The 22797-nt window shown below is 59.3% G+C and carries 20 protein-coding genes; 13 read left to right on the top strand and 7 right to left on the bottom strand.

The features are described 5' to 3' along the window. Positions 1-32: 32 nt before the first annotated feature. Both PMI32_RS20345 and PMI32_RS20350 read right to left on the bottom strand, forming a co-directional pair. Positions 33-662, bottom strand: a complete 630-nt coding sequence (locus PMI32_RS20345) for a response regulator (protein WP_003210977.1) — start codon at positions 660-662, stop codon at positions 33-35. Positions 663-803: 141 nt separating this feature from the next. Further along, positions 804-3200, bottom strand: coding sequence for a PAS domain-containing sensor histidine kinase (locus PMI32_RS20350; RefSeq protein ID WP_008027074.1), 2397 nt, complete (start codon positions 3198-3200; stop codon positions 804-806). A gap of 73 nt (positions 3201-3273) precedes the next feature. On the opposite strand from PMI32_RS20350, the gene PMI32_RS20355 reads away from it, so the two are divergent. Beyond that, entirely contained in the window at positions 3274-4263 is a 990-nt protein-coding gene (locus PMI32_RS20355) for an alpha/beta hydrolase family protein (RefSeq protein WP_008027072.1), read from the top strand. 138 nt (positions 4264-4401) lie between these two features. On the opposite strand, the gene PMI32_RS20360 is transcribed toward PMI32_RS20355, so the two are convergent. From PMI32_RS20360 to PMI32_RS20370, 3 genes are read right to left on the bottom strand one after another with little or no spacing between them, the layout of a single operon-like run. Next, positions 4402-5169 (bottom strand): TerB family tellurite resistance protein, encoded by a 768-nt coding sequence (locus tag PMI32_RS20360; protein WP_008027071.1) that lies wholly within the window; start codon positions 5167-5169, stop codon positions 4402-4404. A 1-nt stretch (position 5170) separates the two neighbouring features. Beyond that, complete coding sequence (gene murU / locus PMI32_RS20365; RefSeq protein ID WP_008027069.1) at positions 5171-5842, bottom strand: N-acetylmuramate alpha-1-phosphate uridylyltransferase MurU; 672 nt, start codon at positions 5840-5842, stop codon at positions 5171-5173. Beyond that, on the bottom strand, positions 5839-6858 hold the full coding sequence (locus PMI32_RS20370) for an aminoglycoside phosphotransferase family protein (protein WP_008027067.1): 1020 nt from the start codon (positions 6856-6858) through the stop codon (positions 5839-5841). The genes murU and PMI32_RS20370 overlap by 4 nt, the downstream gene beginning before the upstream one ends. Positions 6859-6988: 130 nt before the next feature. On the opposite strand from PMI32_RS20370, the gene PMI32_RS20375 reads away from it, so the two are divergent. The 11 genes from PMI32_RS20375 to PMI32_RS20425 all read left to right on the top strand — a co-directional run bounded on the left by PMI32_RS20375 (position 6989) and on the right by PMI32_RS20425 (position 21183). Further along, a complete protein-coding gene (locus PMI32_RS20375) occupies positions 6989-9787 on the top strand; it encodes an LPS-assembly protein LptD (protein ID WP_008027066.1) in 2799 nt (932 codons plus the stop codon). Continuing rightward, entirely contained in the window at positions 9768-11084 is a 1317-nt protein-coding gene (gene surA / locus PMI32_RS20380; protein ID WP_032828657.1) for a peptidylprolyl isomerase SurA, read from the top strand. Before PMI32_RS20375 ends, surA begins: the two co-directional genes overlap by 20 nt. Then, positions 11081-12070 carry a 4-hydroxythreonine-4-phosphate dehydrogenase PdxA gene (pdxA, locus tag PMI32_RS20385; protein ID WP_008027062.1) on the top strand — a complete coding sequence of 330 codons (990 nt, stop codon included), beginning with the start codon at positions 11081-11083 and terminating at the stop codon, positions 12068-12070. The genes surA and pdxA overlap by 4 nt, the downstream gene beginning before the upstream one ends. Continuing rightward, positions 12067-12885, top strand: a complete 819-nt coding sequence (gene rsmA / locus PMI32_RS20390) for a 16S rRNA (adenine(1518)-N(6)/adenine(1519)-N(6))-dimethyltransferase RsmA (RefSeq protein WP_008027060.1) — start codon at positions 12067-12069, stop codon at positions 12883-12885. The genes pdxA and rsmA overlap by 4 nt, the downstream gene beginning before the upstream one ends. A 123-nt stretch (positions 12886-13008) precedes the next feature. Further along, positions 13009-13389: a Co2+/Mg2+ efflux facilitator ApaG/CorD gene (gene apaG / locus PMI32_RS20395; RefSeq protein ID WP_008027059.1), complete on the top strand. Its 381-nt coding sequence runs from the start codon at positions 13009-13011 to the stop codon at positions 13387-13389. After that, entirely contained in the window at positions 13389-14273 is an 885-nt protein-coding gene (locus PMI32_RS20400) for a symmetrical bis(5'-nucleosyl)-tetraphosphatase (RefSeq protein ID WP_008027057.1), read from the top strand. The genes apaG and PMI32_RS20400 overlap by 1 nt, the downstream gene beginning before the upstream one ends. A gap of 33 nt (positions 14274-14306) precedes the next feature. Beyond that, positions 14307-14636 (top strand): thiosulfate sulfurtransferase GlpE, encoded by a 330-nt coding sequence (gene glpE, locus PMI32_RS20405; protein ID WP_008027054.1) that lies wholly within the window; start codon positions 14307-14309, stop codon positions 14634-14636. A 296-nt stretch (positions 14637-14932) separates the two neighbouring features. Then, on the top strand, positions 14933-16855 hold the full coding sequence (locus tag PMI32_RS20410; protein WP_008027052.1) for a PrkA family serine protein kinase: 1923 nt from the start codon (positions 14933-14935) through the stop codon (positions 16853-16855). 204 nt (positions 16856-17059) lie between these two features. Beyond that, positions 17060-18331 (top strand): YeaH/YhbH family protein, encoded by a 1272-nt coding sequence (locus tag PMI32_RS20415; protein ID WP_007947798.1) that lies wholly within the window; start codon positions 17060-17062, stop codon positions 18329-18331. After that, complete coding sequence (locus tag PMI32_RS20420) at positions 18328-19890, top strand: SpoVR family protein (protein ID WP_008027050.1); 1563 nt, start codon at positions 18328-18330, stop codon at positions 19888-19890. The genes PMI32_RS20415 and PMI32_RS20420 overlap by 4 nt, the downstream gene beginning before the upstream one ends. Positions 19891-19953: 63 nt before the next feature. Continuing rightward, on the top strand, positions 19954-21183 hold the full coding sequence (locus tag PMI32_RS20425; protein WP_008027047.1) for a multifunctional CCA addition/repair protein: 1230 nt from the start codon (positions 19954-19956) through the stop codon (positions 21181-21183). A gap of 82 nt (positions 21184-21265) precedes the next feature. On the opposite strand, the gene folK is transcribed toward PMI32_RS20425, so the two are convergent. Then, positions 21266-21784, bottom strand: a complete 519-nt coding sequence (gene folK, locus PMI32_RS20430; RefSeq protein ID WP_008027045.1) for a 2-amino-4-hydroxy-6-hydroxymethyldihydropteridine diphosphokinase — start codon at positions 21782-21784, stop codon at positions 21266-21268. Next, on the bottom strand, positions 21775-22131 hold the full coding sequence (gene folB, locus PMI32_RS20435; RefSeq protein WP_008027044.1) for a dihydroneopterin aldolase: 357 nt from the start codon (positions 22129-22131) through the stop codon (positions 21775-21777). The genes folK and folB overlap by 10 nt, the downstream gene beginning before the upstream one ends. 74 nt (positions 22132-22205) lie before the next feature. Here folB and plsY point away from each other — a divergent pair, with 74 nt between their 5' ends. Continuing rightward, complete coding sequence (plsY, locus tag PMI32_RS20440) at positions 22206-22775, top strand: glycerol-3-phosphate 1-O-acyltransferase PlsY (RefSeq protein ID WP_008027042.1); 570 nt, start codon at positions 22206-22208, stop codon at positions 22773-22775. The last annotated feature ends 22 nt before the right edge of the window (positions 22776-22797 follow it).

Raw genomic sequence — 22797 nt, 5'->3', positions numbered from 1 at the left:
CGGCAAGCCGGCTCCTACAAGGGATTGGGGTGTCAGAGCAGTTTGTGTTCCATGGCGTACTTCACCAGTTCGGCCAGCGAGGTGATGTTGAGTTTCTGCATCAACCGCGCCTTGTGGGTGCTGATGGTTTTGCTGCTCAGGGCCAGTTGCTGGGCGATGTCGTTGACGTTGGCGCCCTGGGCCAGGCGTTCGAACACCGAGAATTCGCGCTCCGAAAGCAACGAATGCAGCGGCCGCGAATCGGTCAGGCCGACTTCGAAAACCATGCGGTCGGCCAGGTCCGGGTCGATGTATCGACCGCCCGCCGCAACCTTGCGGATCGCCGTCAGCAGCAGCGCCGGGTCGCTGTCCTTGGTTGCATAACCCGCCGCGCCGACCTTCAACGCCCGGGCAGCCATTTGCGCTTCGTCGTGCATCGACAACACCAGGATCGCCGGTGGATTGTTCAGTGCGCGAATCCGCGGAATCGCTTCCAGGCCATTGACGCCCGGCATCGAGATGTCCAGCAACACCACTTCGCAAGGCACATGACGCAAGGTTTCGAGCAACTGCTCGCCATTGCTCGCCTCGCCCACCACCAGCAAGTCCTTGGCCAGGCCGATCAGTTGTTTAATACCTTCGCGAACGATGGTGTGGTCTTCGGCTACCAGTACACGGATCACGGTCTTTCTCCAGATTCAAGATCTATCGCGAGCAGGCTCGCTCCCACATTTGGATCTGTGGCGTTCACACAATCCGTGTGGGAGCGAGCCGGCTCCGGGCGGCGTTCCGACGAAGGTGTCAGTAAAACCAACACAAATTCTTCAGGCCTCATCCAAAGGTACGCGCACACTCAACGTCGTGCCCTCCCCCGGCTCACTTTCAAGCGACAGCTCCCCGCCCATGATCAACACTCGCTCGCGCATGCCCACAACCCCAAAGGATGTTGGCCGACCAGTAGTGGCGACAAATCCTACGCCATCATCGCTGACAGTCAGGCACAACTCGTCGCCCTCAAGCGTCAATGTCAGTTCAACAGTATGCGCCTGGGCATGCCGCATGACATTGGTCAGCGCTTCCTGAAGAATCCGGAACAAGCCGATCGCCTTGGCATCGCTGAGCACCGGCAAGTTCTCCGGTACTTGCACCAGACACGGAATCTGCGTGCGCGCCTCGAAACGCCGGGCCTGCCATTCGATGGCCGAAGCAATCCCGGCATCGAGAATCGGTGGCCGCAGCGCCGTGGCCACATCGCGCACCAGTTGGAACAGCTGAGCGATCAAGCGCTTCATGCTGTTCAAACGCTCATTCAGACCTGGGTCGAGCTGGGCGTAGGCCAGTTCGCACATGGACGTTTCCAGTTTCAGCACGGTCAACATCTGACCCAACTCGTCATGAACTTCCCTGGCGATGCGCGCCTTTTCCTCTTCTCGCACGCTCTCCAGGTGTGCGGACAATTCACGCAATTGCTCACGGGAGCTGGCCAGTTCCAGCTCGATGCGTTTGCTCTCGCTGATGTCCCAGACGATGCCGTCCCAGACATAGGTGCCGTCATCGAGACGACGCGTGATGGCCTTGATCTCGGCCCAGCGCTGATCGCCCTGGCGCGTGAGAATCCGCCCTTGCCACGACCAGTCACTGTCAGTGTCCAGCGCATGATCCTGCGTCTGGTGGTAACTGGCCTTGTCATCTGGATGCACCAGGCTACGCAGGCCTTTGTCGCGGTGGGCCAAGGTGGTGGGGGAATAACCGACCAGGCTCTCGCTGCCCTCACTGATGTAGGCAAAGTCGATCTGCCCTGTCACCGGAGCCCGCTCCAGGCGAAAGACCAATCCCGGTACGTTGGCAGCGATCCCTTGCAGACGCGCCTCACTTTCCTGCAACGCGGCCAGCGCACGACGACGCTCGGTGACGTCGTTGAGGTAGACCACCAGGTATTCACCATCGCGAAAACGCAGGAAGCTCAACGACACATCCGTCGGCAGAATGCTGCCATCGGCTCGCAGGCAATTGGTTTCAAAGCTGAGCGGCCCTTCTTCGCTGGCGCGGGCGCGTTTCCACAGGTTCAGCCAGCGGTCCATGTGCAGACCCGGTTCAAAGTCGATCAACGGCCGATCGATGATGCCACCCGACGGATAGCCGAGCATGGTTTCGGCGGCGCGGTTGGCGTAGCGCACATGGCTATCCCAGTTGACCCAGAGAATGCCGACGGTGCTTTGGTCGATAGAAAACTGGGTGAGGCGCAATGCTTCTTCGCTGGCGGCACGCAAGGCAATGTCTTCCCGTGCTACCAACAACCGTTGCTCAAGACTGTGTTGCTGCCGACGCTGCCAGACCACGATCGCCATGCAGCTCAGCATCAACACCGCCAACAGCAGGCAGAGGTTCTGCCAGAAACCCGGCGACTCGGTCAGTCGCGGGTATTTGGCCTGCAGCCATTGGTTGTGCAGTTGCTCCAGGTCCTTGGCGGGGATCGCCCGCAGCGCGCTTTCGATGATGCCGGCGAGCTCCGGCCAGTCCCGCCGTGTAGCCACACGCAGCAGTTGCGGCAGGCCAATATCACCGACCACCACCAACCCGGCAAACTCCGGCTCGACAGACAAACGCCCCAACTGTGCCTCGTCGACCACGGCATAACTGGCCTGCTGACTCAACAACAGTTGCAGTGCCTGACGCTCGATCGGCACGCCCTGAAGGTTCAAGTGCGGGTAATTGCTGCGCAGGTAATCGGCGGTGGCGCTGGGCATGCGTACAGCGACGCGGGTCTGGCTGTCGAGTTTTTCCAACTCGACCACGCCGGCGCCCTTCTGGTCACTGACCACCAGTTGCGGCACCCGCATGTATGGATCGGAAAACTGCCACAGGCGCAGGCCGCCAGGGGTTTGCGCCAACCCCGGGGCGATGTCGATTTCACCTTCGCGCGCGGCGGCTTCCAGTTGCGCAAGGTCGGGATAGTTACGCCAGCTCAGCTCGACCTTGAGCGCTTTTGCCACCCACTTCATCAGCTCGACGTTAACCCCGGACAGCCGCTGCAAACGGCGATCGTATTGCGCATAGGGCACTTGCAACACCAGTCCGACGCGCAATTCATTATGTTGCGCGAGCCATTGCTGCTGGCTCGCAGACAACTGCGCGGTGTGCTCCGGTGGCGCAGGCGCCGCCCAGCCCATCAAGGGAAACCACAAACAGCCGATAACCCACAGACAGCAAAAACGCATCATTGAAGTCTCACACACTGACAAATACTGACCAACCCATTAGGCTGCCGGAACCACTTCTGGCCTGGAATATCCGATGCCCCCTGTCTACCGCCTGGCACTGCCAGCATTGTGCCTGTCGCTGATCCTGCCTTGCGCCTTTTCCGTCGAGGCCGCAGACCCGGCACCGGCCGCCGCGGAAAAGTCCGCAGACGAAAAACCGGTCGAACGTCAGCCGCTGCTTGAGCGTAGTCAGGAAGAAGCGGCAGCACTTGAGCGAAAAATTCCCGCTCAGGAACAGCAACAACTCCAGGCCGGCAGCGACACGTTTCTGGCCTTGTGGAAGCCGGCCAATACCGCTGACCCCAAGGGTGCGGTGATTATCATCCCGGGCGCTGGCGAAACCGTTGACTGGCCGCAGGCAATCGGCCCGTTGCGGCGCCAATTGCCGGACGCCGAGTGGAGCAGCCTGAGTATCACCTTGCCAGACGTGCAAAGCGATGCCATTGCGCCACGTATTGTTGAAGTAACGCCACCGCCCAAAGCACCTGATGCCGCCAGCAAGGACTCGACCACGGCGGCGCCCATCGAGCAGGCGGCGGGCGGTGAAGCGGAGGTGGCCGACAAGGCCATTGCTGAAACCAGCGATGAACAGGTCAAAGCCGACGCCGAACGAATTTTCGCACGCATCGATGCGGCTGTTGCCTACGCCGAACAGCAGAGCGCTCGCAGCATCGTGGTGCTGGGTCATGGCACCGGCGCTTACTGGGCCGCGCGTTATCTGAGCGAGAGGCAGCCCTCGCAGGTCGAGAAGTTCGCGATGGTCGCTGCGCAGACGCCCGTGGCAGCAAAACCTGGCTTGGCTGAGCTGACGCCGACACTAAAACTGCCCACCGCCGACATCTTCTACAAGGACAAGCCGCTGGACCGCAACGCGGCTCTGGAACGCTTGCAGGCCAGCAAGCGTTTGAAGGGTTCGGCGTTCAGTCAGGTATCGCTCAAGGCGTTGCCGGGTGACTCGAAAGCAGAGCAAGAGCAGTTGGTTCGCCGGGTGCGGGGCTGGTTGAATCCTCAGGCTGCGGACTGATAGACCGAGTTGCCCCCTTCGCGAGCAGGCTCGCTCCCACAGGGTTTATGCCGTACGCAATTTTTGTGATCGACATAAAACCTGTAGGAGCTGGCTTGCCAGCGAAGGCGTCATCACTGACGACGCATCACACACTGACTACCTGAAATCCCGCCGCTGACGAATCAACGTATAGGCGCTATGCAATTCACGCGTCTTGTCCGTCGCCTCGCGTACCTGCAACGCCGTCGCACCGCTGCCGGCAATTTTGTCCGGATGATGACGACTCAGCAGGCGCCGATAGGCGCGTTTGATCTGCGCCGGTTCGGTGGTGGCGGACACACCCAACAGCGACAACGCTTCCTGATAAGTGATGGCAGTGCCGGCCGACGATTGCTTGTGCGGCTCATAGTCAGCCGCCAGCGCCTGCACCTGATACGACGTCCAGCCCAGCCATTTACCCCATTGGCGAATCAGTTCGCGCTCGGCATGCCCGGCACGACCATCGGCCCAGACCATTCGCCAACAGGCGCGCAACACACCTTCCGCCGCGTGGGGTTGCTCACTCAAGCGCCGCAGATAACCACGCAACCGGTCATGGCCCGACTTGCCGCGGTTAAACGCCGCAATCGCCCGACGCTTGGCCGGCTCGGTCATGTCCAGTGCCTGCATTTCCAGGCGCGCCTGCTGGATATGCCCGTCTACCACTCGCCCATCGCATTTGGCCAGCCGTCCCAGCAACACGAACAGCAGCTCATCGTTGCGCAGCACCGGCCTGCCACCGAGCTTTTCACGCAAATGTCCCCACGAATGCAATTGCAGGTGCCGATCCAGCGCCTGCCCCAATAAAGCGCCGAGCAAGGCCCCCGGAATGCTGGCAATGGCAAAGCCCGCTCCGGCTCCAATCAGAGTCCCTGGCCACAGCATCTCAGCGACTCGCTTCGATCAGAGTTTCAACTTCCGCCAGACGCTCGTGAGTTCCGACATCCACCCACCGTCCGCTCAGCCGTTCACCCGAAACTTGTCCATCGGCCATGGCCGTGCGCAGCAGCGGTGCAAGCTTGAACGCCCCGGCGGTGTGCCCGTCGAACAGCTGTGGATGCAACACTGCAATGCCGCTGTAAGTCAGGGTCGGCGAATCTGCCTGGCCGTCGTGCACTTGCCCGTCGACCAGCGTGAAATCGCCTGCCGGGTGGTGGCTCGGGTTATCCGCCAACACCAGATGCGCCAGGCCGCTGATGGGTTGATGCAAGACGCTGAAGTCGTAGTCGGTCCAGATATCACCGTTGACCACCACAAACGCCTCATCACCCAACAATGGCAATGCGCGGAAAATTCCGCCACCGGTCTCGAGCGGTTCACCTTCGGGCGAGTACTGGATGCTCACGCCATAACGCGAACCATCGCCCAGATAGTCTTCGATCTGCTGTCCCAGCCAGGCATGGTTGATCACGATTTCGGTAAACCCGGCAGCCTCCAGCGCGCGCAGGTGATACTCGATCAGCGGCACCCCGCCAGCGCGGACCAGCGGTTTTGGCGTGGTCAGGGTCAGCGGGCGCATGCGCTCGCCTTTGCCCGCAGCCAGAATCATTGCCTTCATGCATTCACTCCAGCACGCAGACTCAGCAGCAACACATCCAGCTCCGCCAGTTCAGGACGGCGGGCGATCACTGCGTCTATATAAGCAAAGAAGCGCGGCACGTCGGCGAGGTAACGCGGCTTGCCATCGCGATGACAGATGCGGGCGAAGATACCGATGACTTTCAGGTGACGCTGCACGCCCATCAGGTCGCTGGCGCGCAGGAAGTCTTCGAAGTCTGGCTGGACGGGAATGCCGAGGGCGCCCGCTTGCTGCCAGTAATCTTGCAACCAACCGTGCACTCGCTCCTCGGGCCAGCTCAGGAACGCGTCCTTGAACAGGCAGGTCACGTCATAGGTCACCGGCCCATAGACCGCATCCTGGAAATCCAGCACGCCGGGATTCGGCTCGCTGAGCATCAGGTTGCGCGGCATGTAGTCGCGATGCACCAGGACTTTCGGTTGCGCCAGGGCGCTGTCGATCAGCAGCTGCAACACGTTCTGCCAGAGCATTTGCTGCGCAGCGTCGAACTCGATGCCCAACTCACGCTTCACAAACCACTCGGGGAACAATTCCAGCTCGCGACGCAACAGCGCCACGTCATAACTCGGCAGCGGAGCAACCATCGGCAACTGCTGAAAAGCCAACAGAGCCTGCAACGCATCCTTGAACAAATCGTCGGCATTTTCGCTGTCGATAACGTCCAGATAGGTCTTGTTGCCCAAGTCATTGAGCAAAAGAAAACCGCGTTCGAGGTCTTCGGCATAAATTTTCGGCACATTTATTCCGGATTTCGCCAGCAAAAAAGCGATATCCACGAAGGGTTTGCAGTTTTCCTGGGGCGGCGGCGCGTCCATTACGACGAAACTTTTGCCGCCGCCTTCCCAACGGAAATAGCGCCGAAAACTCGCATCACTGCTGGCCGCGGTCAACGTGGCCGGGGGTACGGCGCCCCAACTCTGTTCTGCAAAGAGGGTCGCCAATTGCTCATCGAGCCAAACTTTCAGGTGTTGCAAACGTACATCTTGGTCAGGCATTGCAAGGGTCTCCGACGGCGCTAGCCGTCAAGCGGGTCATGCTTTATTATCCAGCATCTTTTTCAGACCATCGAGAGGCGTGCGGCCCACACCGCGGGCAGATGGCACGCAGGAAGCCCGGACTAATAAGATGGCATTGAAATCCCCCGCGTTTCGTAAAAAATTTCCGTTGTTGGTCACTGGCAGTCTGCTGGCCCTGCAACCTCTAGCCACTTCGTTCGTGGTCGCCGCGGAACAGTATGACTGCTCAGTCTCTGCTTCGGGTGCCTGGAACTGTGCGCCCAAGACGCCGGCGGCTGCATTGCCACCGCGTCCCATCCATGAGGGCAGCGCAGTCTCCGCAACCGGTGAAGCACCTACCGAGAGCGGCGCCAGTGAAGACACCGGCACCAAGCCTGTGCAGGTCACCGAATCCAAAGGCCGCGGCCTCAAGTCCCGTAGCGCAGACTACAGTCACCTTGACTGGGTTCCGCGCGAGAATCTCACTGCAGCGCAATTGGCCGAAACCGGTCCTTACTGCTCTGGTTCCTATATCGAACCAATTCGTCCTGGCATGAATGACAAGACGAATAAAAGTGACGCCCCGACGTTTGTCGGTGCCAAGGCTTCTCGCTACAAGCAGGATGAACAGATCGCTACCCTGGCCGGTGACGTGGTCCTGCGTCAGGGCAGCATGCAGGCCGAAGCCGACGAAGCGAACCTCTACCAGGCCGAGAGCCGTGGAGAGCTGGACGGCAACGTGCGCATTCGCGACAACGGCGCGCTGATCGTCGGCGACCACGCCGAAGTGCAGCTCGACACCGGTGAGGCCAAGGTCGACAACGCCGAATACGTGATGCACAAATCCCGTATCCGCGGTAACGCGCTGTACGCCAAACGTGCCGAGAACGCGATCATCCGCCTCAAGGATGGTACGTACACCACGTGCGAACCGAACAGCAACGCCTGGCAGCTCAAGGGCAACAACATCACCTTGAACCCGGCCACCGGTTTCGGTACCGCGACCAACGTGACGCTGCGGGTCAAGGACATTCCGGTTCTGTACACGCCGTACATTTATTTCCCGATCGACGACCGTCGTCAGTCCGGCTTCCTGCCGCCAACCATTGGCAGCGGCAGCGATACTGGCTTCCTGTTGGTCACCCCGTACTACTTCAACCTGGCGCCGAACTACGATGCCACGTTGTACCCGCGCTACATGAGCAAGCGCGGCCTGTTGATGGAAGGTGAGTTCCGCTACCTGACCAAGTCCAGCGAAGGTCAGTTCGGTGCTGCGTACCTCAATGATGACAACACCGACCGCAGCAAGCAGACCGACTACGAAAAAACCCGCTACATGTACAACTGGCAGCACAAGGGCGGTCTCGACTCGCGCGTTTACACGCAAGTCGATTACACCAAGATCAGCGATCCTTATTATTTCCAGGATCTGCAGACCGATCAGATTGGTGTAAAAACCGAGGATTACGTCAATCAGCAAGGCTCCGTTTCTTACCGTGGCGACAACTACACCGCTCGTTTGAACGCCCAGGCGTATCAGCTTGCAACCGTTTCCAACATCACGCCCTATGATCGTTTGCCGCAGATCAGCCTCAATGGTCGGCTGCCAATGCGCCCGTACGGCCTGAAATTCGACTACGAAACAGAAGTCGTGCGTTTCGATCGTGATTTGAAAACGGGTCAGTTCTCCGATGAAAACGGCAACCTGTCGCCTCGCCTGGACACCAATGTGTTCGGCCTGGCCCGCGCCAACGGTGACCGCCTCAACCTCAAGCCAGGCGTCAGCCTGCCACTGGACTGGACCTATGGCTTCGTGAAGCCAACGCTCAAGTATCAGTACACCCAATATCAGCTGGATCTCGATGGCAAGGGTAAAGCCGACATCGCCGGCCAGAGCGCCGAACGTGATCGTCTCAACGGTACGTTCAGCAGTAACCAGAACCGCGGCGTCCCGATCGCAAGCATCGACAGCGGCCTGTATTTCGACCGTAACACCACATGGTTTGGCAAGAACTATCGCCAGACCCTGGAGCCACGCCTGTTCTACCTGTACGTCCCTGAAGAAGACCAGAAGGACATCCCGGTTTTCGACACTGGCGAATACACCTTCAACTATGCGTCCCTGTTCCGCGACAACCGTTTCTCTGGTTCCGACCGTGTCGGCGACGAGAACAAACTGTCGCTGGGCGTGACCAACCGCTGGATCGAAGAAGACGGCTTCGAACGTCAACGCCTCAGCGTCGGCCAGGCCTTGTATTTCCAAGACCGCAAAGTCCAGTTGCCGGGGATCGATGCGAATACCCGCCTGGATTCGCAGACTGATGTTTCGCCTTATGCGCTGGAATACGAATACCGCTGGAACCGCGATTGGCGCACCACTGCCAATTACAACTGGGACCCGGAAAGCCGCAGCCCTCGCTCGGGCAGCGCGATGTTCCACTACCAGCCTGAAGACAACCCGAACAAAGTCATCAACGCCGGCTATCGCTATCGTAATGACCAGGTCCGTTACGACCAGAACACCGGTCAATGGTCGGTGGGCGGTGGTGACTACGGTACTCCGGGCACCCCGGGCTACGTGAAGGACTACTACAAGATCCAACAGCACGACTTCTCGGTGATCTGGCCGATCGTGCCGCAATGGAACGCCATCAGTCGCTGGCAGTATGACTACAACCGCAACCGTACCCTGGAAGCCTTCGGTGGTTTCGAGTACGACAACTGCTGCTGGAAACTGCGCCTGATCAGCCGTTACTGGGTTTCGTATGAGGAGTTCAGCCAGAACTCCCCGGAAAACGAAAAAGGCGACCATGGCATCTTCCTACAAATCGTTCTGAAAGGTCTCGGCGGCCTCACCGGCGCCAAAGTAGAGAGCTTCCTCGACAAAGGCATCCAAGGTTATCGTGAACGTGAAGACCAAGCTTTCTGATTGTCTGCGCCCGCTAATGCTGGGCGCGCTGTTCCTGGGTACTGCGGCGAATGCCGCGGTACAGTCCATCGATAAAGTGGTGGCCATTGTCGACAACGATGTGGTCATGCAGAGCCAACTGGACCAGCGTGTTCATGAAGTTCAGCAAACCATCGCCAAACGCGGTGCTTCTGCGCCGCCGGCCAGCGTGCTGGATCAGCAGGTGCTTGAGCGTCTGATCGTCGAAAACCTGCAACTGCAGATCGGCGAGCGCTCCGGCATTCGCATCACCGATGAAGAGCTGAATCAGGCGGTCGGCACCATTGCCCAGCGCAATAACATGTCGATCGATCAATTCCGCGCGGCCCTGACTCGTGATGGCCTGTCTTATGAAGACGCTCGCGAGCAGATTCGTCGTGAAATGATCATCAGCCGCGTGCGTCAACGCCGTGTGGCTGAGCGCATTCAAGTGTCCGAGCAGGAAGTGAAGAACTTCCTCGCTTCCGACCTTGGCAAAATGCAGCTGTCCGAAGAGTTCCGCTTGGCCAACATCCTGATTCCTACACCGGAAAGTGCTAATTCCGATGCAATTCAGAGTGCTGCCAAACAGGCCGACGCGGTTTACCAGCAGCTCAAGCAAGGCGCTGACTTCGCTCAGTTGGCAATTGCCAAATCCGCCAGCGAAACCGCACTGGAAGGCGGCGACATGGGCTGGCGTAAAGCCGCTCAATTGCCACCTCCGTTCGATCGCATGCTGAGCACCATGTCGGTCGGCGATGTAACCCAGCCGATGCGCACGCCGGGCGGCTTCATCATCCTGAAGATCCTCGACAAGCGTGGCGGCGAGACCCAGACGCGTGACGAAGTACACGTGCGTCATATCCTGGTCAAACCTAGCCCGATCCGCGACGAAGCAAAAACCAAGGCCCTGGCCCAGTCGCTCTACACCCGTATCGAATCGGGCGAAGATTTCGGCGAACTGGCGAAAAGCTTCTCGGAAGACCCGGGTTCCGCCCTCAACGGCGGCGACCTGAACTGGATCGACCCGAATGCATTGGTGCCCGAGTTCCGCGAAGTGATGGCCAAGACCCCGCAAGGTCAGCTGTCCAAGCCGTTCCAGACCCAATATGGCTGGCACGTCCTGGAAGTCCTTGGCCGCCGCGCCACGGACAGCACCACCCAGGCCCGTGAGCAGCAAGCAATGACCGTACTGCGTAACCGCAAATACGACGAAGAGCTGCAAACCTGGCTGCGTCAGATCCGTGACGAAGCGTACGTAGAGATCAAACTCCCTGGTGCAGACCAGGCAGCGCAGTGAAACCCCAACGTTTCGCGCTGACACCCGGCGAACCGGCCGGCATAGGTCCTGACCTGTGCCTGCTGGTTGCCTCGCAAGCCCAGCCACATCCCCTGATTGCCATTACCAGCCGCGACCTGCTCCTTGAGCGGGCCGCGCAGTTGGGCGTGGTCGTTGATTTGCTGCCGGTGACCCCGGACAGCTGGCCGGATGTCCCCGCGCCAGCCAACAGCCTGTATGTCTGGGATACGCCGCTCAATGCGCCGGTGACTGCCGGTCAGCTCGACAAAGCCAATGCCGCTTTCGTACTGGAAACCCTGACCCGCGCTGGTCAGGGCTGCCTGGACGGGCACTTCGCCGGAATGATCACCGCCCCTGTGCACAAGGGCGTGATCAACGAATCGGGTATCGCCTTTTCCGGGCATACAGAATTTCTCGCCGACCTGACGCAAACCGCGCAAGTGGTGATGATGCTTGCGACACGCGGATTGCGCGTGGCACTGGTCACCACTCACCTGCCCCTTCGCGAGATTGCCGATGCAATCACACCGGAGCGTCTGGAGCGCGTCACGCGGATTCTGCATGCCGACCTGCAACAAAAATTCGGCATCGCCCAGCCGCGTATCCTGGTGTGCGGGCTCAATCCCCATGCCGGCGAAGGTGGACACCTGGGCCATGAAGAAATCGACATCATCGAACCTACATTAGAGCGCCTGCGTGACGAAGGCATGGACCTTCGCGGCCCCCTGCCCGCCGACACTCTGTTTACCCCCAAATATCTGGAGCACTGCGACGCGGTGCTGGCGATGTACCATGACCAGGGCTTGCCCGTGCTGAAATACAAAGGCTTCGGCGCAGCAGTCAACGTGACCCTCGGCTTGCCGATCATCCGCACGTCGGTCGACCACGGCACTGCCCTGGACCTGGCCGGCAGCGGCAAAATCGACACCGGCAGCCTGCAAGTCGCCCTGGAAACCGCCTACCAGATGGCCGAGACCCGTTTATGACCGAGCATTACCAACACAAGGCGCGCAAACGCTTTGGCCAGAACTTCCTGCACGATGCCGGCGTTATCGACCGCATCCTGCGCTCCATCCATGCCAAGCCCGAAGACCGCCTGCTGGAAATCGGTCCGGGCCAGGGTGCGCTGACCCAGGGCCTGCTGAACAGCGGTGCCCAGCTGGACGTAGTAGAGCTGGATAAAGACCTGATCCCGATCCTCAACCAGCAGTTCGCCGGCAAGAGCAATTTCAACCTGCACCAGGGCGACGCGCTGAAGTTCGACTTCAACAGCCTGAACGCCGCGCCGAACAGCCTCCGCGTGGTGGGCAACCTGCCGTACAACATCTCCACGCCGCTGATTTTCCACCTGCTGCACAACGCAGGCATCATTCGCGACATGCACTTCATGCTGCAGAAAGAAGTGGTCGAGCGCCTGGCGGCAGGCCCTGGCGGCGGTGACTGGGGTCGTCTGTCGATCATGGTTCAGTACCATTGTCGCGTAGAGCACCTGTTCAACGTTGGCCCCGGCGCGTTCAACCCGCCGCCGAAAGTCGATTCTGCCATCGTGCGCCTGGTGCCTCACGCCGTACTGCCGCACCCGGCCAAGGATCACCGCTTGCTGGAGCGCGTCGTGCGCGAAGCCTTCAACCAGCGCCGCAAGACCCTGCGCAACACCCTCAAGTTGCTGCTGAGCAACGACGAAATCACCGCCGCCGGTGTCGACGGCAGCCTGCGCCCGGAGCAGCTCGATCTTGCAGCCTTCGTACGCTTGGCCGACAAACTCAGCGAACAAGTCCTACAGAAACCCGCCGCCGACTGACAGGCAACAAGCGTTATCGGGTAGGACACCAGCCCTCATGTCTGGTTTACTACCCGATACTTGGCCTAGACTGAATTCCATCAGCTACGCCCCGCGTCCCGCTTCGTTTTTAAGGCCTCTTGAATGTCCGATCCTCGTTATCAGGTCGACGTCAGCGTCGTCACCCGCTATCTGGCAGAACAATCGCAACCCGAGCAAAACCGCTTTGCCTTCGCTTACACCATCACCGTGCACAACAATGGCGAATTACCGGCCAAGCTGTTGTCTCGGCACTGGGTGATCACCGATGGTGACGGGCATGTCGAGGAGGTTCGCGGTGCCGGCGTGGTTGGCCAACAGCCGTTGATCAAGGCAGGCGAGAGCCACACCTATAGCAGCGGCACGGTGATGACGACCAAGGTCGGCAACATGCAAGGCAGCTATCAAATGATTGCCGAAGACGGCAAACACTTCGACGCCATCATCGCTCCATTCCGCCTGGCGGTGCCCGGAGCCCTGCACTGATGGCGACGTATGCCGTTGGCGACCTGCAAGGTTGCCTCGAACCGTTGAAATGCCTGCTCAAGCAAGTCGCCTTCGACCCTGCCCGGGACAAACTGTGGCTGGTGGGCGATCTGGTCAACCGTGGCCCGCAGTCGCTGGAAACCTTGCGCTTCCTCTATAGCATTCGCGAATCACTGGTATGCGTGCTCGGCAACCACGATCTTCATCTGCTGGCCGCCGGGCATAACATCGAACGCCTGAAGAAAGCCGACACCCTGCGCGAGATTCTCGAAGCGCCGGATCGTGTGGAACTGCTGGAATGGGTGCGCCAGCAAAAGCTCATGCATTACGACGAGCAGCGCAACATCGCCTTGGTCCACGCCGGCATCCCCCCGCAATGGTCGCTGCGCAAAGCCCTGAAGTGCGCCGCCGAAGTCGAAGAAGCCCTGCGCGACGACAATCGCTTCGCACCTTACCTCGACGGCATGTACGGCAACGAACCACTGAAATGGGACAGCGATCTCAAAGGCGTAACCCGTCTGCGCGTGATCACCAACTATTTCACCCGCATGCGTTTCTGCACCAGCGAAGGCAAACTCGACCTCAAGGGCAAGGAAGGCGTCGACACCGCGCCGCCAGGTTATGCGCCCTGGTTCACTTACAAGGAGCGCAAGACCAGGGACGTGAAGATCATCTTCGGCCACTGGGCAGCGCTCGAAGGTCAGTGCAACGAGCCGGGCATCTTCGCCCTCGACACCGGTTGCGTCTGGGGCGGGTCGATGACCCTGATGAACGTCGACACCCTTGAACGCCTTCAGTGCAAATGCGACGAGCATGGCCACACCTTCCTGCCGTCAGTCGCCTCCCCTATTTCCGAACAAACGCCAGCCAGCGCCCGGCGCTAGACTGCGCTTTCAGCCGAGCCACAGGAGCCCGCCATGAGCGAATTCAAACGTATCCCCCCAGAACAGGCCCAGGCCCTGCGCGAACAAGGCGCGGTGGTGGTCGATGTTCGAGACCCGGCAACATTTGCCGCGCTGCACATCAGCGGCTCGAAGCATCTGGACAACCATTCCCTGCATGCTTTCATTCAGGGCGCGGACCTGGACGCACCGACGGTGGTGGTCTGCTATCACGGCAATTCCAGCCAGGGCGCAGCGGCCTACCTGATCAGCCAGGGCTTCTCCGATGTCTACAGCATGGACGGCGGTTTTGAGCTGTGGCGTACGACTTATCCTTCGGAAACCGCGCAAGGCACTTCCGAATAATTTTTTTGTAACGTACAAGCCCCGGCTGCCGCGGGCTTGCGCGGTGGCAGACGAACGGTCTGCCACAACTAATTACGCATCTCGCCTTTACCTCCCGAATAAGCAACTATCCTTAAGCGCAGGCCATCCAAAACAGGGGAGAGCCGGTACACCGGCGCGCGGGTCATCGGGAGTAGCTTTCGGGGCGGTACGCTTTGAAAGGGTTCTGGGGGGTAAACAGCGACTGCATATCCGGTTGCTGCCAGCATCGACTGACTGATCCGGCGTCGGCTCCACGTATCGAGCGAGGTGACGTCATGAGTATCTTTAGCCACTTCCAACAACGCTTCGAGTCCACACGCCAGGAAGAACTCTCACTGCAAGAGTACCTGGAGCTGTGCAAAAAGGACCGCAGCGCCTACGTTTCCGCCGCCGAGCGTTTGTTGCTGGCCATCGGAGAACCGGAGCTGCTCGACACCTCGACCAACTCGAGGCTTTCGCGAATCTTTTCCAACAAGGTGATCCGCCGCTATCCGGCCTTTGAAGACTTCCACGGGATGGAAGAATGCATCGACCAAATCGTCTCGTATTTCCGCCATGCCGCTCAGGGCCTGGAAGAGAAAAAACAAATCCTCTATCTGCTCGGCCCCGTCGGCGGCGGTAAATCGTCCCTGGCCGAGAAACTGAAACAGCTTATCGAGAAGGTGCCTTTCTACGCGATCAAAGGCTCGCCGGTTTTCGAATCTCCTTTGGGTCTGTTCAACGCCACCGAAGATGGCGCGATCCTCGAAGAAGACTTCGGCATTCCGCGGCGCTATCTCAACACCATCATGTCGCCATGGGCCACCAAACGTCTGGCCGAGTTCGGTGGTGACATCAGCCAGTTCCGCGTAGTGAAGCTCTATCCGTCGATCCTCAACCAGATCGCCGTGGCCAAAACCGAGCCGGGAGACGAAAACAACCAGGACATCTCGGCACTGGTGGGCAAGGTCGATATCCGCAAACTGGAAGAATTCCCGCAAAACGACGCCGACGCCTACAGCTACTCGGGCGCACTGTGCCGGGCCAACCAGGGCCTGATGGAATTCGTCGAAATGTTCAAGGCACCGATCAAGGTGCTGCACCCATTGCTGACCGCCACCCAGGAAGGCAACTACAACAGTACCGAAGGTCTGGGGGCGATTCCGTTTACCGGGATCCTGCTGGCTCACTCCAACGAATCGGAATGGCACACCTTCCGCAACAACAAGAACAACGAAGCCTTCATCGACCGGATCTACATCGTCAAAGTGCCGTACTGCCTGCGGGTCAGCGACGAAGTGAAGATCTACGACAAGCTCTTGTTCAACAGCTCCCTGGCCAAGGCGCACTGCGCACCGGACACGCTGAAGATGCTCGCCCAGTTCACCGTGCTCTCGCGCCTCAAGGAGCCGGAAAACTCGAACATCTACTCCAAGATGCGGGTCTACGACGGTGAAAACCTCAAGGACACCGATCCGAAGGCCAAGTCGATCCAGGAATACCGCGACAATGCCGGTGTCGACGAAGGCATGAACGGTCTGTCGACCCGTTTCGCGTTCAAGATTCTGTCGAAGGTCTTCAACTTCGATCCGCACGAAATCGCCGCCAACCCGGTGCATTTGCTCTACGTGCTGGAACAACAGATCGAACAGGAACAATTCCAGGCTGAAACCCGCGAACGCTACCTGCGCTTCCTCAAGGAGTACCTGGCGCCGCGTTACATCGAGTTCATCGGCAAGGAAATCCAGACCGCCTACCTCGAGTCGTACAGCGAGTACGGCCAGAACATCTTCGATCGCTACGTGCTGTACGCCGACTTCTGGATCCAGGACCAGGAATACCGCGACCCGGAAACCGGCGAGATCCTCAATCGCGTGGCGCTGAACGAAGAACTGGAGAAAATCGAAAAACCGGCCGGTATCAGCAATCCGAAGGATTTCCGTAACGAAATCGTCAACTTCGTGCTGCGCGCCCGTGCCAACAACAACGGCAAGAACCCGACCTGGCTCAGCTACGAAAAACTGCGGGTGGTCATCGAGAAGAAAATGTTCTCCAACACCGAGGACCTCCTGCCCGTCATCAGCTTCAACGCCAAGGCGAGCAAAGAGGACCAGCAGAAACACAACGACTTCGTCACACGGATGGTCGAGCGGGGCTACACCGACAAACAGGTACGACTGCTGTCCGAGTGGTACCTGCGGGTCAGAAAATCACAATAACCCGCTGCCGGTCAGACCGGTTGTCGTCAGCCAGAGGCCTGTGTACGCATTTTCTGTTACACAGGCCTCTGGAAGGTGTTCGAAAGTCGGTAGCGAGTTCAGGCAGCATCCAAAGCGCTTGGGGGAGCGTTGAATATCCCTTGGCCTTCGGTCCGATGCTGCATCACCGCTCGCCCCTTTCAGGACAGCTTCTAAGGAGCAGTCATGAGCTATGTGATCGACCGACGTCTCAATGGCAAGAACAAGAGCACGGTGAACCGTCAGCGGTTTCTGCGGCGTTACCGTGATCACATCAAAAAGGCTGTCGAAGAGGCGGTCAGCCGGCGCTCCATCACCGACATGGAACACGGCGAACAGATCAGCATTCCCGGCCGCGACATCGACGAGCCGGTGCTTCACCACGGTCGCGGGGGCAAACAGACCGTCGTGCACCCCGGCAACAAAGAGTTCACCAGCGGCGAGCACATCGCCCGTCCGCCCGGAGGTGGCGGCGGCAGAGGGCCCGGCAAGGCTGGCAACTCGGGTGAAGGCATGGACGAGTTCGTCTTCCAGATCACCCAGGAAGAGTTCCTCGAGTTCATGTTCGAGGACCTGGAACTGCCCAATCTGGTCAAGCGCAACCTGACCGGCACCGATACCTTCAAAACCGTTCGTGCAGGCATCAGCAACGAAGGCAACCCGTCGCGGATCAACATCATCCGCACCTTGCGCTCGGCCCACGCCCGACGAATCGCCCTGTCCGGCAGCAGCCGGGCGAAACTGCGCGAAGCCAAAGAGGAATTGCTGCGACTCAAGCAGGAAGAACCGGACAACTTCGGCGATATTCAGAAAATCGAGGCAGAAATCGAAAAACTCAGTGCGCGCATTCATCGCGTACCGTTCCTCGACACTTTCGACCTCAAGTACAACCTGCTGATCAAGCAACCCAACCCCAGTTCGAAGGCGGTGATGTTCTGCCTGATGGACGTGTCCGGCTCCATGACCCAGGCGACCAAGGACATCGCCAAGCGTTTCTTTATCCTGCTGTACCTGTTCCTCAAGCGTAACTACGACAAGATTGACGTGGTTTTCATCCGCCACCACACCAGTGCCCGGGAAGTCGATGAGGAAGAATTCTTCTATTCCCGCGAAACCGGCGGCACCATCGTTTCCAGCGCGTTGAAACTGATGCAGGAGATCATGGCCGAACGCTATCCGAGCAACGAGTGGAACATCTACGCCGCCCAGGCTTCCGACGGCGATAACTGGAATGACGACTCGCCGATCTGCCGCGACATTCTGATCAACCAGATCATGCCGTTCGTGCAGTACTACACTTACGTTGAGATCACCCCACGCGAACATCAGGCCCTGTGGTTCGAGTACGAGCGCATCGCCGAAGCCTTTTCTGACACCTTTGCCCAGCAACAACTGGTCTCGGCCGGGGATATCTATCCGGTCTTCCGTGAACTCTTCCAGCGCAGGTTAGTGACATGACCGCCAAAGAGCAGAAGCGCCAACCCATTTCCACCGGCTCCGAATGGACGTTCGAGCTGATCCAGGCCTACGACCGCGAAATCAGTCGTATCGCGGCTCGCTATGCGCTCGATACCTACCCTAACCAGATCGAAGTGATCACGGCCGAGCAGATGATGGACGCGTATGCCTCCGTCGGCATGCCGCTGGGTTATCACCATTGGTCGTACGGCAAACACTTCCTCAGCACCGAAAAATCCTACACTCGCGGGCAGATGGGGCTGGCCTACGAAATCGTGATCAACTCGGACCCCTGCATCGCCTACCTGATGGAAGAAAACACCATCTGCATGCAGGCGCTGGTGGTGGCTCACGCCTGCTACGGGCACAACAGCTTCTTCAAGGGCAACTACCTGTTTCGCACCTGGACCGACGCCAGCTCGATCATCGATTACCTGGTGTTCGCCAAGCAGTACATCATGCAGTGCGAAGAGCGCCACGGCATCGACGCGGTCGAGGACCTGCTGGACTCCTGCCATGCGCTGATGAACTACGGGGTTGACCGCTACAAACGCCCTTACCCGATTTCCGCCGAGGAAGAACGTCGTCGGCAAAAGGACCGGGAGGAGCATTTGCAGAAACAGATCAACGATCTGTGGCGCACCATTCCGAAAGGCGCGGACAAGTACAGCGACCGGGACAACGCACGCTTCCCCGCCGAACCGCAGGAAAACATCCTGTACTTCATCGAAAAACACGCGCCGCTGCTGGAGCCCTGGCAGCGGGAGATCGTGCGGATCGTGCGCAAGATCGCGCAGTATTTTTACCCGCAACGCCAGACTCAGGTGATGAACGAAGGCTGGGCCACGTTCTGGCATTACACCCTGATGAACGACCTGTACGACGAAGGCCTGGTCACCGACGGCTTCATGATGGAGTTCCTGACCTCCCACACCAGCGTGGTCTTCCAGCCGGGCTTCGACAGCCCGTACTACAACGGAATAAACCCCTACACCCTGGGCTTTGCCATGTACCGTGATATCCGGCGCATGTGTGAAACCCCCACCGAGGAAGATTACCGCTGGTTCCCGGAAATCGCCGGCACCGACTGGCTATCGACCATCAAGTTCGCCATGAGCAGCTTCAAGGATGAAAGCTTCATCCTGCAGTACCTGTCACCGAAAGTGATCCGCGACCTGAAATTGTTCAGCATTCTCGATGATGACCAGAAGGACGACCTGCTGGTACCGGCCATCCACGACGAAGATGGCTACCGCACCATCCGGGAAACCCTGGCCGCACAGTACAACCTGGGCAATCGCGAACCCAACATCCAGATCTACAGCATCGACCGCCGCGGAGACCGCTCCCTGACCCTGCGTCACCAGCAACACGACCGCAAACCGCTGGGCGAGTCCACCGAGGAAGTGCTTAAACACTTGCACCGCCTCTGGGGCTTCGACATTCACCTGGAAACCCTGCAAGGGGATCAGGTGATGAAAACCCACCACGTACCGCCCAGAAGCGAGCACAGCGAAGGCGAATACGGCCGACTGGACCTGGCCGTCATTCATCTTTGATCCTGTTCGCACCTCCGCAAGCTCGACGCAACGGTTATTCTGTCGGGCTAACGGAGGTTTTTTATGCGGATTTATAAAGTCGGCGGTGCGGTACGCGATCGCCTGCTGGGCAAACCTGTCACCGATATCGACTGGGTCGTGGTCGGCGCCACCACCGAAGAAATGCTCGCCAAGGGCTATCGCCCGGTGGGCGCGGACTTCCCGGTGTTTCTTCATCCAAAAAGTGGTGAGGAATATGCCCTCGCCCGGACTGAACGCAAAAGCGGACGCGGTTACGGCGGTTTTACCTTTCACGCCAGCCCCGAAGTCACCCTCGAAGAAGACCTGATTCGTCGCGACCTGACGATCAACGCAATGGCTGAAGACGATCAACAGAATTTGACCGACCCGTACCATGGCCAACGCGATCTCGAAGCTCGCGTTCTGCGTCACGTTTCCCCCGCATTTGCCGAAGATCCGCTCCGTGTTCTGCGCGTTGCGCGCTTTGCCGCTCGTTATGCGGAACTGGGCTTCACCGTCGCACCGGAAACGCTGGAGCTGATGCGCCAACTCAGCGAGTCGGGCGAACTGGAGGCATTGACCGCCGAACGCAGCTGGAAAGAAATTTCCCGCGCACTGCTGGAAGATCAACCGCAGGTGTTTATCGAAGTGCTGCGCGAGTGCGGCGCTCTCAAGGTACTGATGCCAGAAGTCGATGCCCTGTTCGGCGTGCCGCAACCGGAAGCTCATCACCCGGAAATCGACACGGGCGTGCACACCTTGAGCGTGCTTGAGCAATCAGCGCTGCACAAACAACCACTGACTGTGCGTTGGGCTTGCCTGCTGCATGACCTGGGCAAAGGACTGACGCCGAAAGAAGACTGGCCGCGGCACATCGCCCACGAACACACCGGCCTGAAGCTGATCAAAGCGGTCAATGAACGCTTCAAGGCACCGAAGGACTGCCAGGAACTGGCTTTGCTGGTGGGGCAGTATCACACCCATGGCCATCGCGCCCTGGAGTTAAAGCCCTCGACGTTGCTGGAGCTGCTGCAGAGTTTTGACGTCTATCGTCGCCCGCAGCGGTTTGAGGAGTTTATTGCAGCGTGTGAAATGGACGCGCGCGGGCGCAAAGGGCTGGAGCAGAGAAGTTACCCACAGGCGGATTATTTGCGCGGGGCGGCGAATGCGGCGCGAAGCGTGGCGGTACAGCCGTTGTTGGAGAAGGGATTCAAGGGGCCTGAATTGGGAGAGGCGATCAAGCGTGAGCGGCTTAAAGCGCTGAAGATTTACAAAGAGACGGCGCCTTCCTGAAAAGCTTCGCGGGCAAGCCTCGCTCCTACAGGGTAACGCATACTTGTAGGAGCGAGGCTTGCCCGCGAAGGCGTCATTCAGGTCACAGCAAATTCTGGGGAGTCAGCTGCTGACCACGCCATTCAAACGCCACTGGCGCCAACACTTGATCGATTTCAGCCTCATCCCACAACGTCGCAAAGCTTTTGCCTACGCCCGGATGCACACGATCCGGCGCAATGAGCGACAACGGCCACAACACGAAGGCATTTTTCAGGATCTCTGCACGCGGCAGAATCAATCCGTCGAAGTTGCCCACCAGATCACCAAACAACAGCACGTCGATATCCAGTGGCAAACCCTTGCGGTCCGGTGCATAGCGACCGTTGTCTGCCTCGATGAATTTCAGTCGGCGGTCCAGCTCTATCAGCGGCAAATCGGTGTAAGCCGAGACCACGAAATTGAAGAACGGCCCGCTCTTGATCCCCACCGGCTGGCTTTCAAACACCGCCGAGCATCTTATATCCACCAGAAAACCCGCCAGGGCTTCCAGGCCAGCCTGCAAATGGGTTTCGCGCTCGATATTGCTACCGAGCCCGAGATACACCTGAGTCAGCGACATCCGCGCTCGATCTCCACGCCCACACCACCGGTAGCCGCCGGGACGGCACCTGGCTTGGTCAGTTTGAGACGCATCCAGGTAATGTTGAACTCGCTCATCAGCACTTCAACCAGACGCTCGGCAAAGGTTTCGACCAACTGGAACTGCGCTTGCTCGGCAAAGGCCTGGATGCGCGACGAAACGCTCGCGTAATCGAGCGCCAGGGTCAGGTCATCACCAGCCGCGGCCGGGCGATTGTCCCAGGCGAAGCTCAGATCAAGACGCAAGCACTGTCGGATGCCTCGCTCCCAGTCGTAGGCACCGATCACGGTGTCGACTTCCAGGCCCTCGATAAACACTCTGTCCAAGCACTTTTCTCCGCTGCACGACAAGGGCGCAATGCGCCGTTAGAATCAGGGCGTCCTCGCCCGGAATAGTTAGCATGTTTTGGTTACTGGCGACTCTCGCCTACCTGCTCGGCTCTCTGTCCTTCGCCATTTTGCTCAGCCGCCTGACCGGTAACCCCGATCCGCGAATGAGTGGCTCGGGCAATGCCGGTGCCACCAACATGTTGCGTCTGGCCGGCAAGAAACTCGCCATCCTGACCTTGATCGGCGACCTCTGCAAAGGGCTGTTGCCGGTGCTGATCGCCGGTGTTGCGGGTCTTTCGCTGCAAGAACAGGCCTGGATTGGCGTTTGCGCCGTCATCGGCCACCTGTTCCCGCTGTATTTTCGCTTTCGCGGTGGCAAAGGTGTCGCCACTGCTGCCGGCATGTTACTGGGACTTTACCCGCCAGCGGCCCTGCTGGCGGTCTGTGCCTGGCTGCTGACGTTCTACCTGACCCGCACCAGTTCACTCGCCGCGCTGATCGCCACACCGCTGACCCTGCCGTTGCTAGCCTGGCAGGAACCGGCGGCCTTGCTGCCCATGAGCGCGCTCACGGGCATGATTGTCTGGCGTCATCGGGGCAATCTACGCGACCTGTTTGCCGGGCGCGAACGGCATTTTTAAATACCGGACGTGAGCGCCGCTC

Origin of the sequence: Pseudomonas sp. GM60 (genome assembly GCF_000282415.1) — a bacterium.
Taxonomy (GTDB): Bacteria; Pseudomonadota; Gammaproteobacteria; order Pseudomonadales; family Pseudomonadaceae; genus Aquipseudomonas; species Aquipseudomonas migulae.
The sequence above is the reverse complement of the archived record's forward strand: the minus strand, read 5'-3'. Positions and strand labels throughout refer to the sequence as shown.

What these genes read in the sequence shown, in the direction of transcription:
- PMI32_RS20350 (WP_008027074.1), bottom strand. Translation starts at nt 3,200, where the DNA reads ATGATGCGTTTTTGCTGTCTGTGGGTTATCGGCTGTTTGTGGTTTCCC.
- PMI32_RS20355 (WP_008027072.1), top strand. Translation starts at nt 3,274, where the DNA reads ATGCCCCCTGTCTACCGCCTGGCACTGCCAGCATTGTGCCTGTCGCTG.
- PMI32_RS20360 (WP_008027071.1), bottom strand. Translation starts at nt 5,169, where the DNA reads ATGCTGTGGCCAGGGACTCTGATTGGAGCCGGAGCGGGCTTTGCCATT.
- murU (WP_008027069.1), bottom strand. Translation starts at nt 5,842, where the DNA reads ATGAAGGCAATGATTCTGGCTGCGGGCAAAGGCGAGCGCATGCGCCCG.
- PMI32_RS20370 (WP_008027067.1), bottom strand. Translation starts at nt 6,858, where the DNA reads ATGCCTGACCAAGATGTACGTTTGCAACACCTGAAAGTTTGGCTCGAT.
- PMI32_RS20375 (WP_008027066.1), top strand. Translation starts at nt 6,989, where the DNA reads ATGGCATTGAAATCCCCCGCGTTTCGTAAAAAATTTCCGTTGTTGGTC.
- rsmA (WP_008027060.1), top strand. Translation starts at nt 12,067, where the DNA reads ATGACCGAGCATTACCAACACAAGGCGCGCAAACGCTTTGGCCAGAAC.
- apaG (WP_008027059.1), top strand. Translation starts at nt 13,009, where the DNA reads ATGTCCGATCCTCGTTATCAGGTCGACGTCAGCGTCGTCACCCGCTAT.
- PMI32_RS20400 (WP_008027057.1), top strand. Translation starts at nt 13,389, where the DNA reads ATGGCGACGTATGCCGTTGGCGACCTGCAAGGTTGCCTCGAACCGTTG.
- glpE (WP_008027054.1), top strand. Translation starts at nt 14,307, where the DNA reads ATGAGCGAATTCAAACGTATCCCCCCAGAACAGGCCCAGGCCCTGCGC.
- PMI32_RS20410 (WP_008027052.1), top strand. Translation starts at nt 14,933, where the DNA reads ATGAGTATCTTTAGCCACTTCCAACAACGCTTCGAGTCCACACGCCAG.
- PMI32_RS20415 (WP_007947798.1), top strand. Translation starts at nt 17,060, where the DNA reads ATGAGCTATGTGATCGACCGACGTCTCAATGGCAAGAACAAGAGCACG.
- PMI32_RS20420 (WP_008027050.1), top strand. Translation starts at nt 18,328, where the DNA reads ATGACCGCCAAAGAGCAGAAGCGCCAACCCATTTCCACCGGCTCCGAA.
- PMI32_RS20425 (WP_008027047.1), top strand. Translation starts at nt 19,954, where the DNA reads ATGCGGATTTATAAAGTCGGCGGTGCGGTACGCGATCGCCTGCTGGGC.
- folK (WP_008027045.1), bottom strand. Translation starts at nt 21,784, where the DNA reads ATGTCGCTGACTCAGGTGTATCTCGGGCTCGGTAGCAATATCGAGCGC.
- plsY (WP_008027042.1), top strand. Translation starts at nt 22,206, where the DNA reads ATGTTTTGGTTACTGGCGACTCTCGCCTACCTGCTCGGCTCTCTGTCC.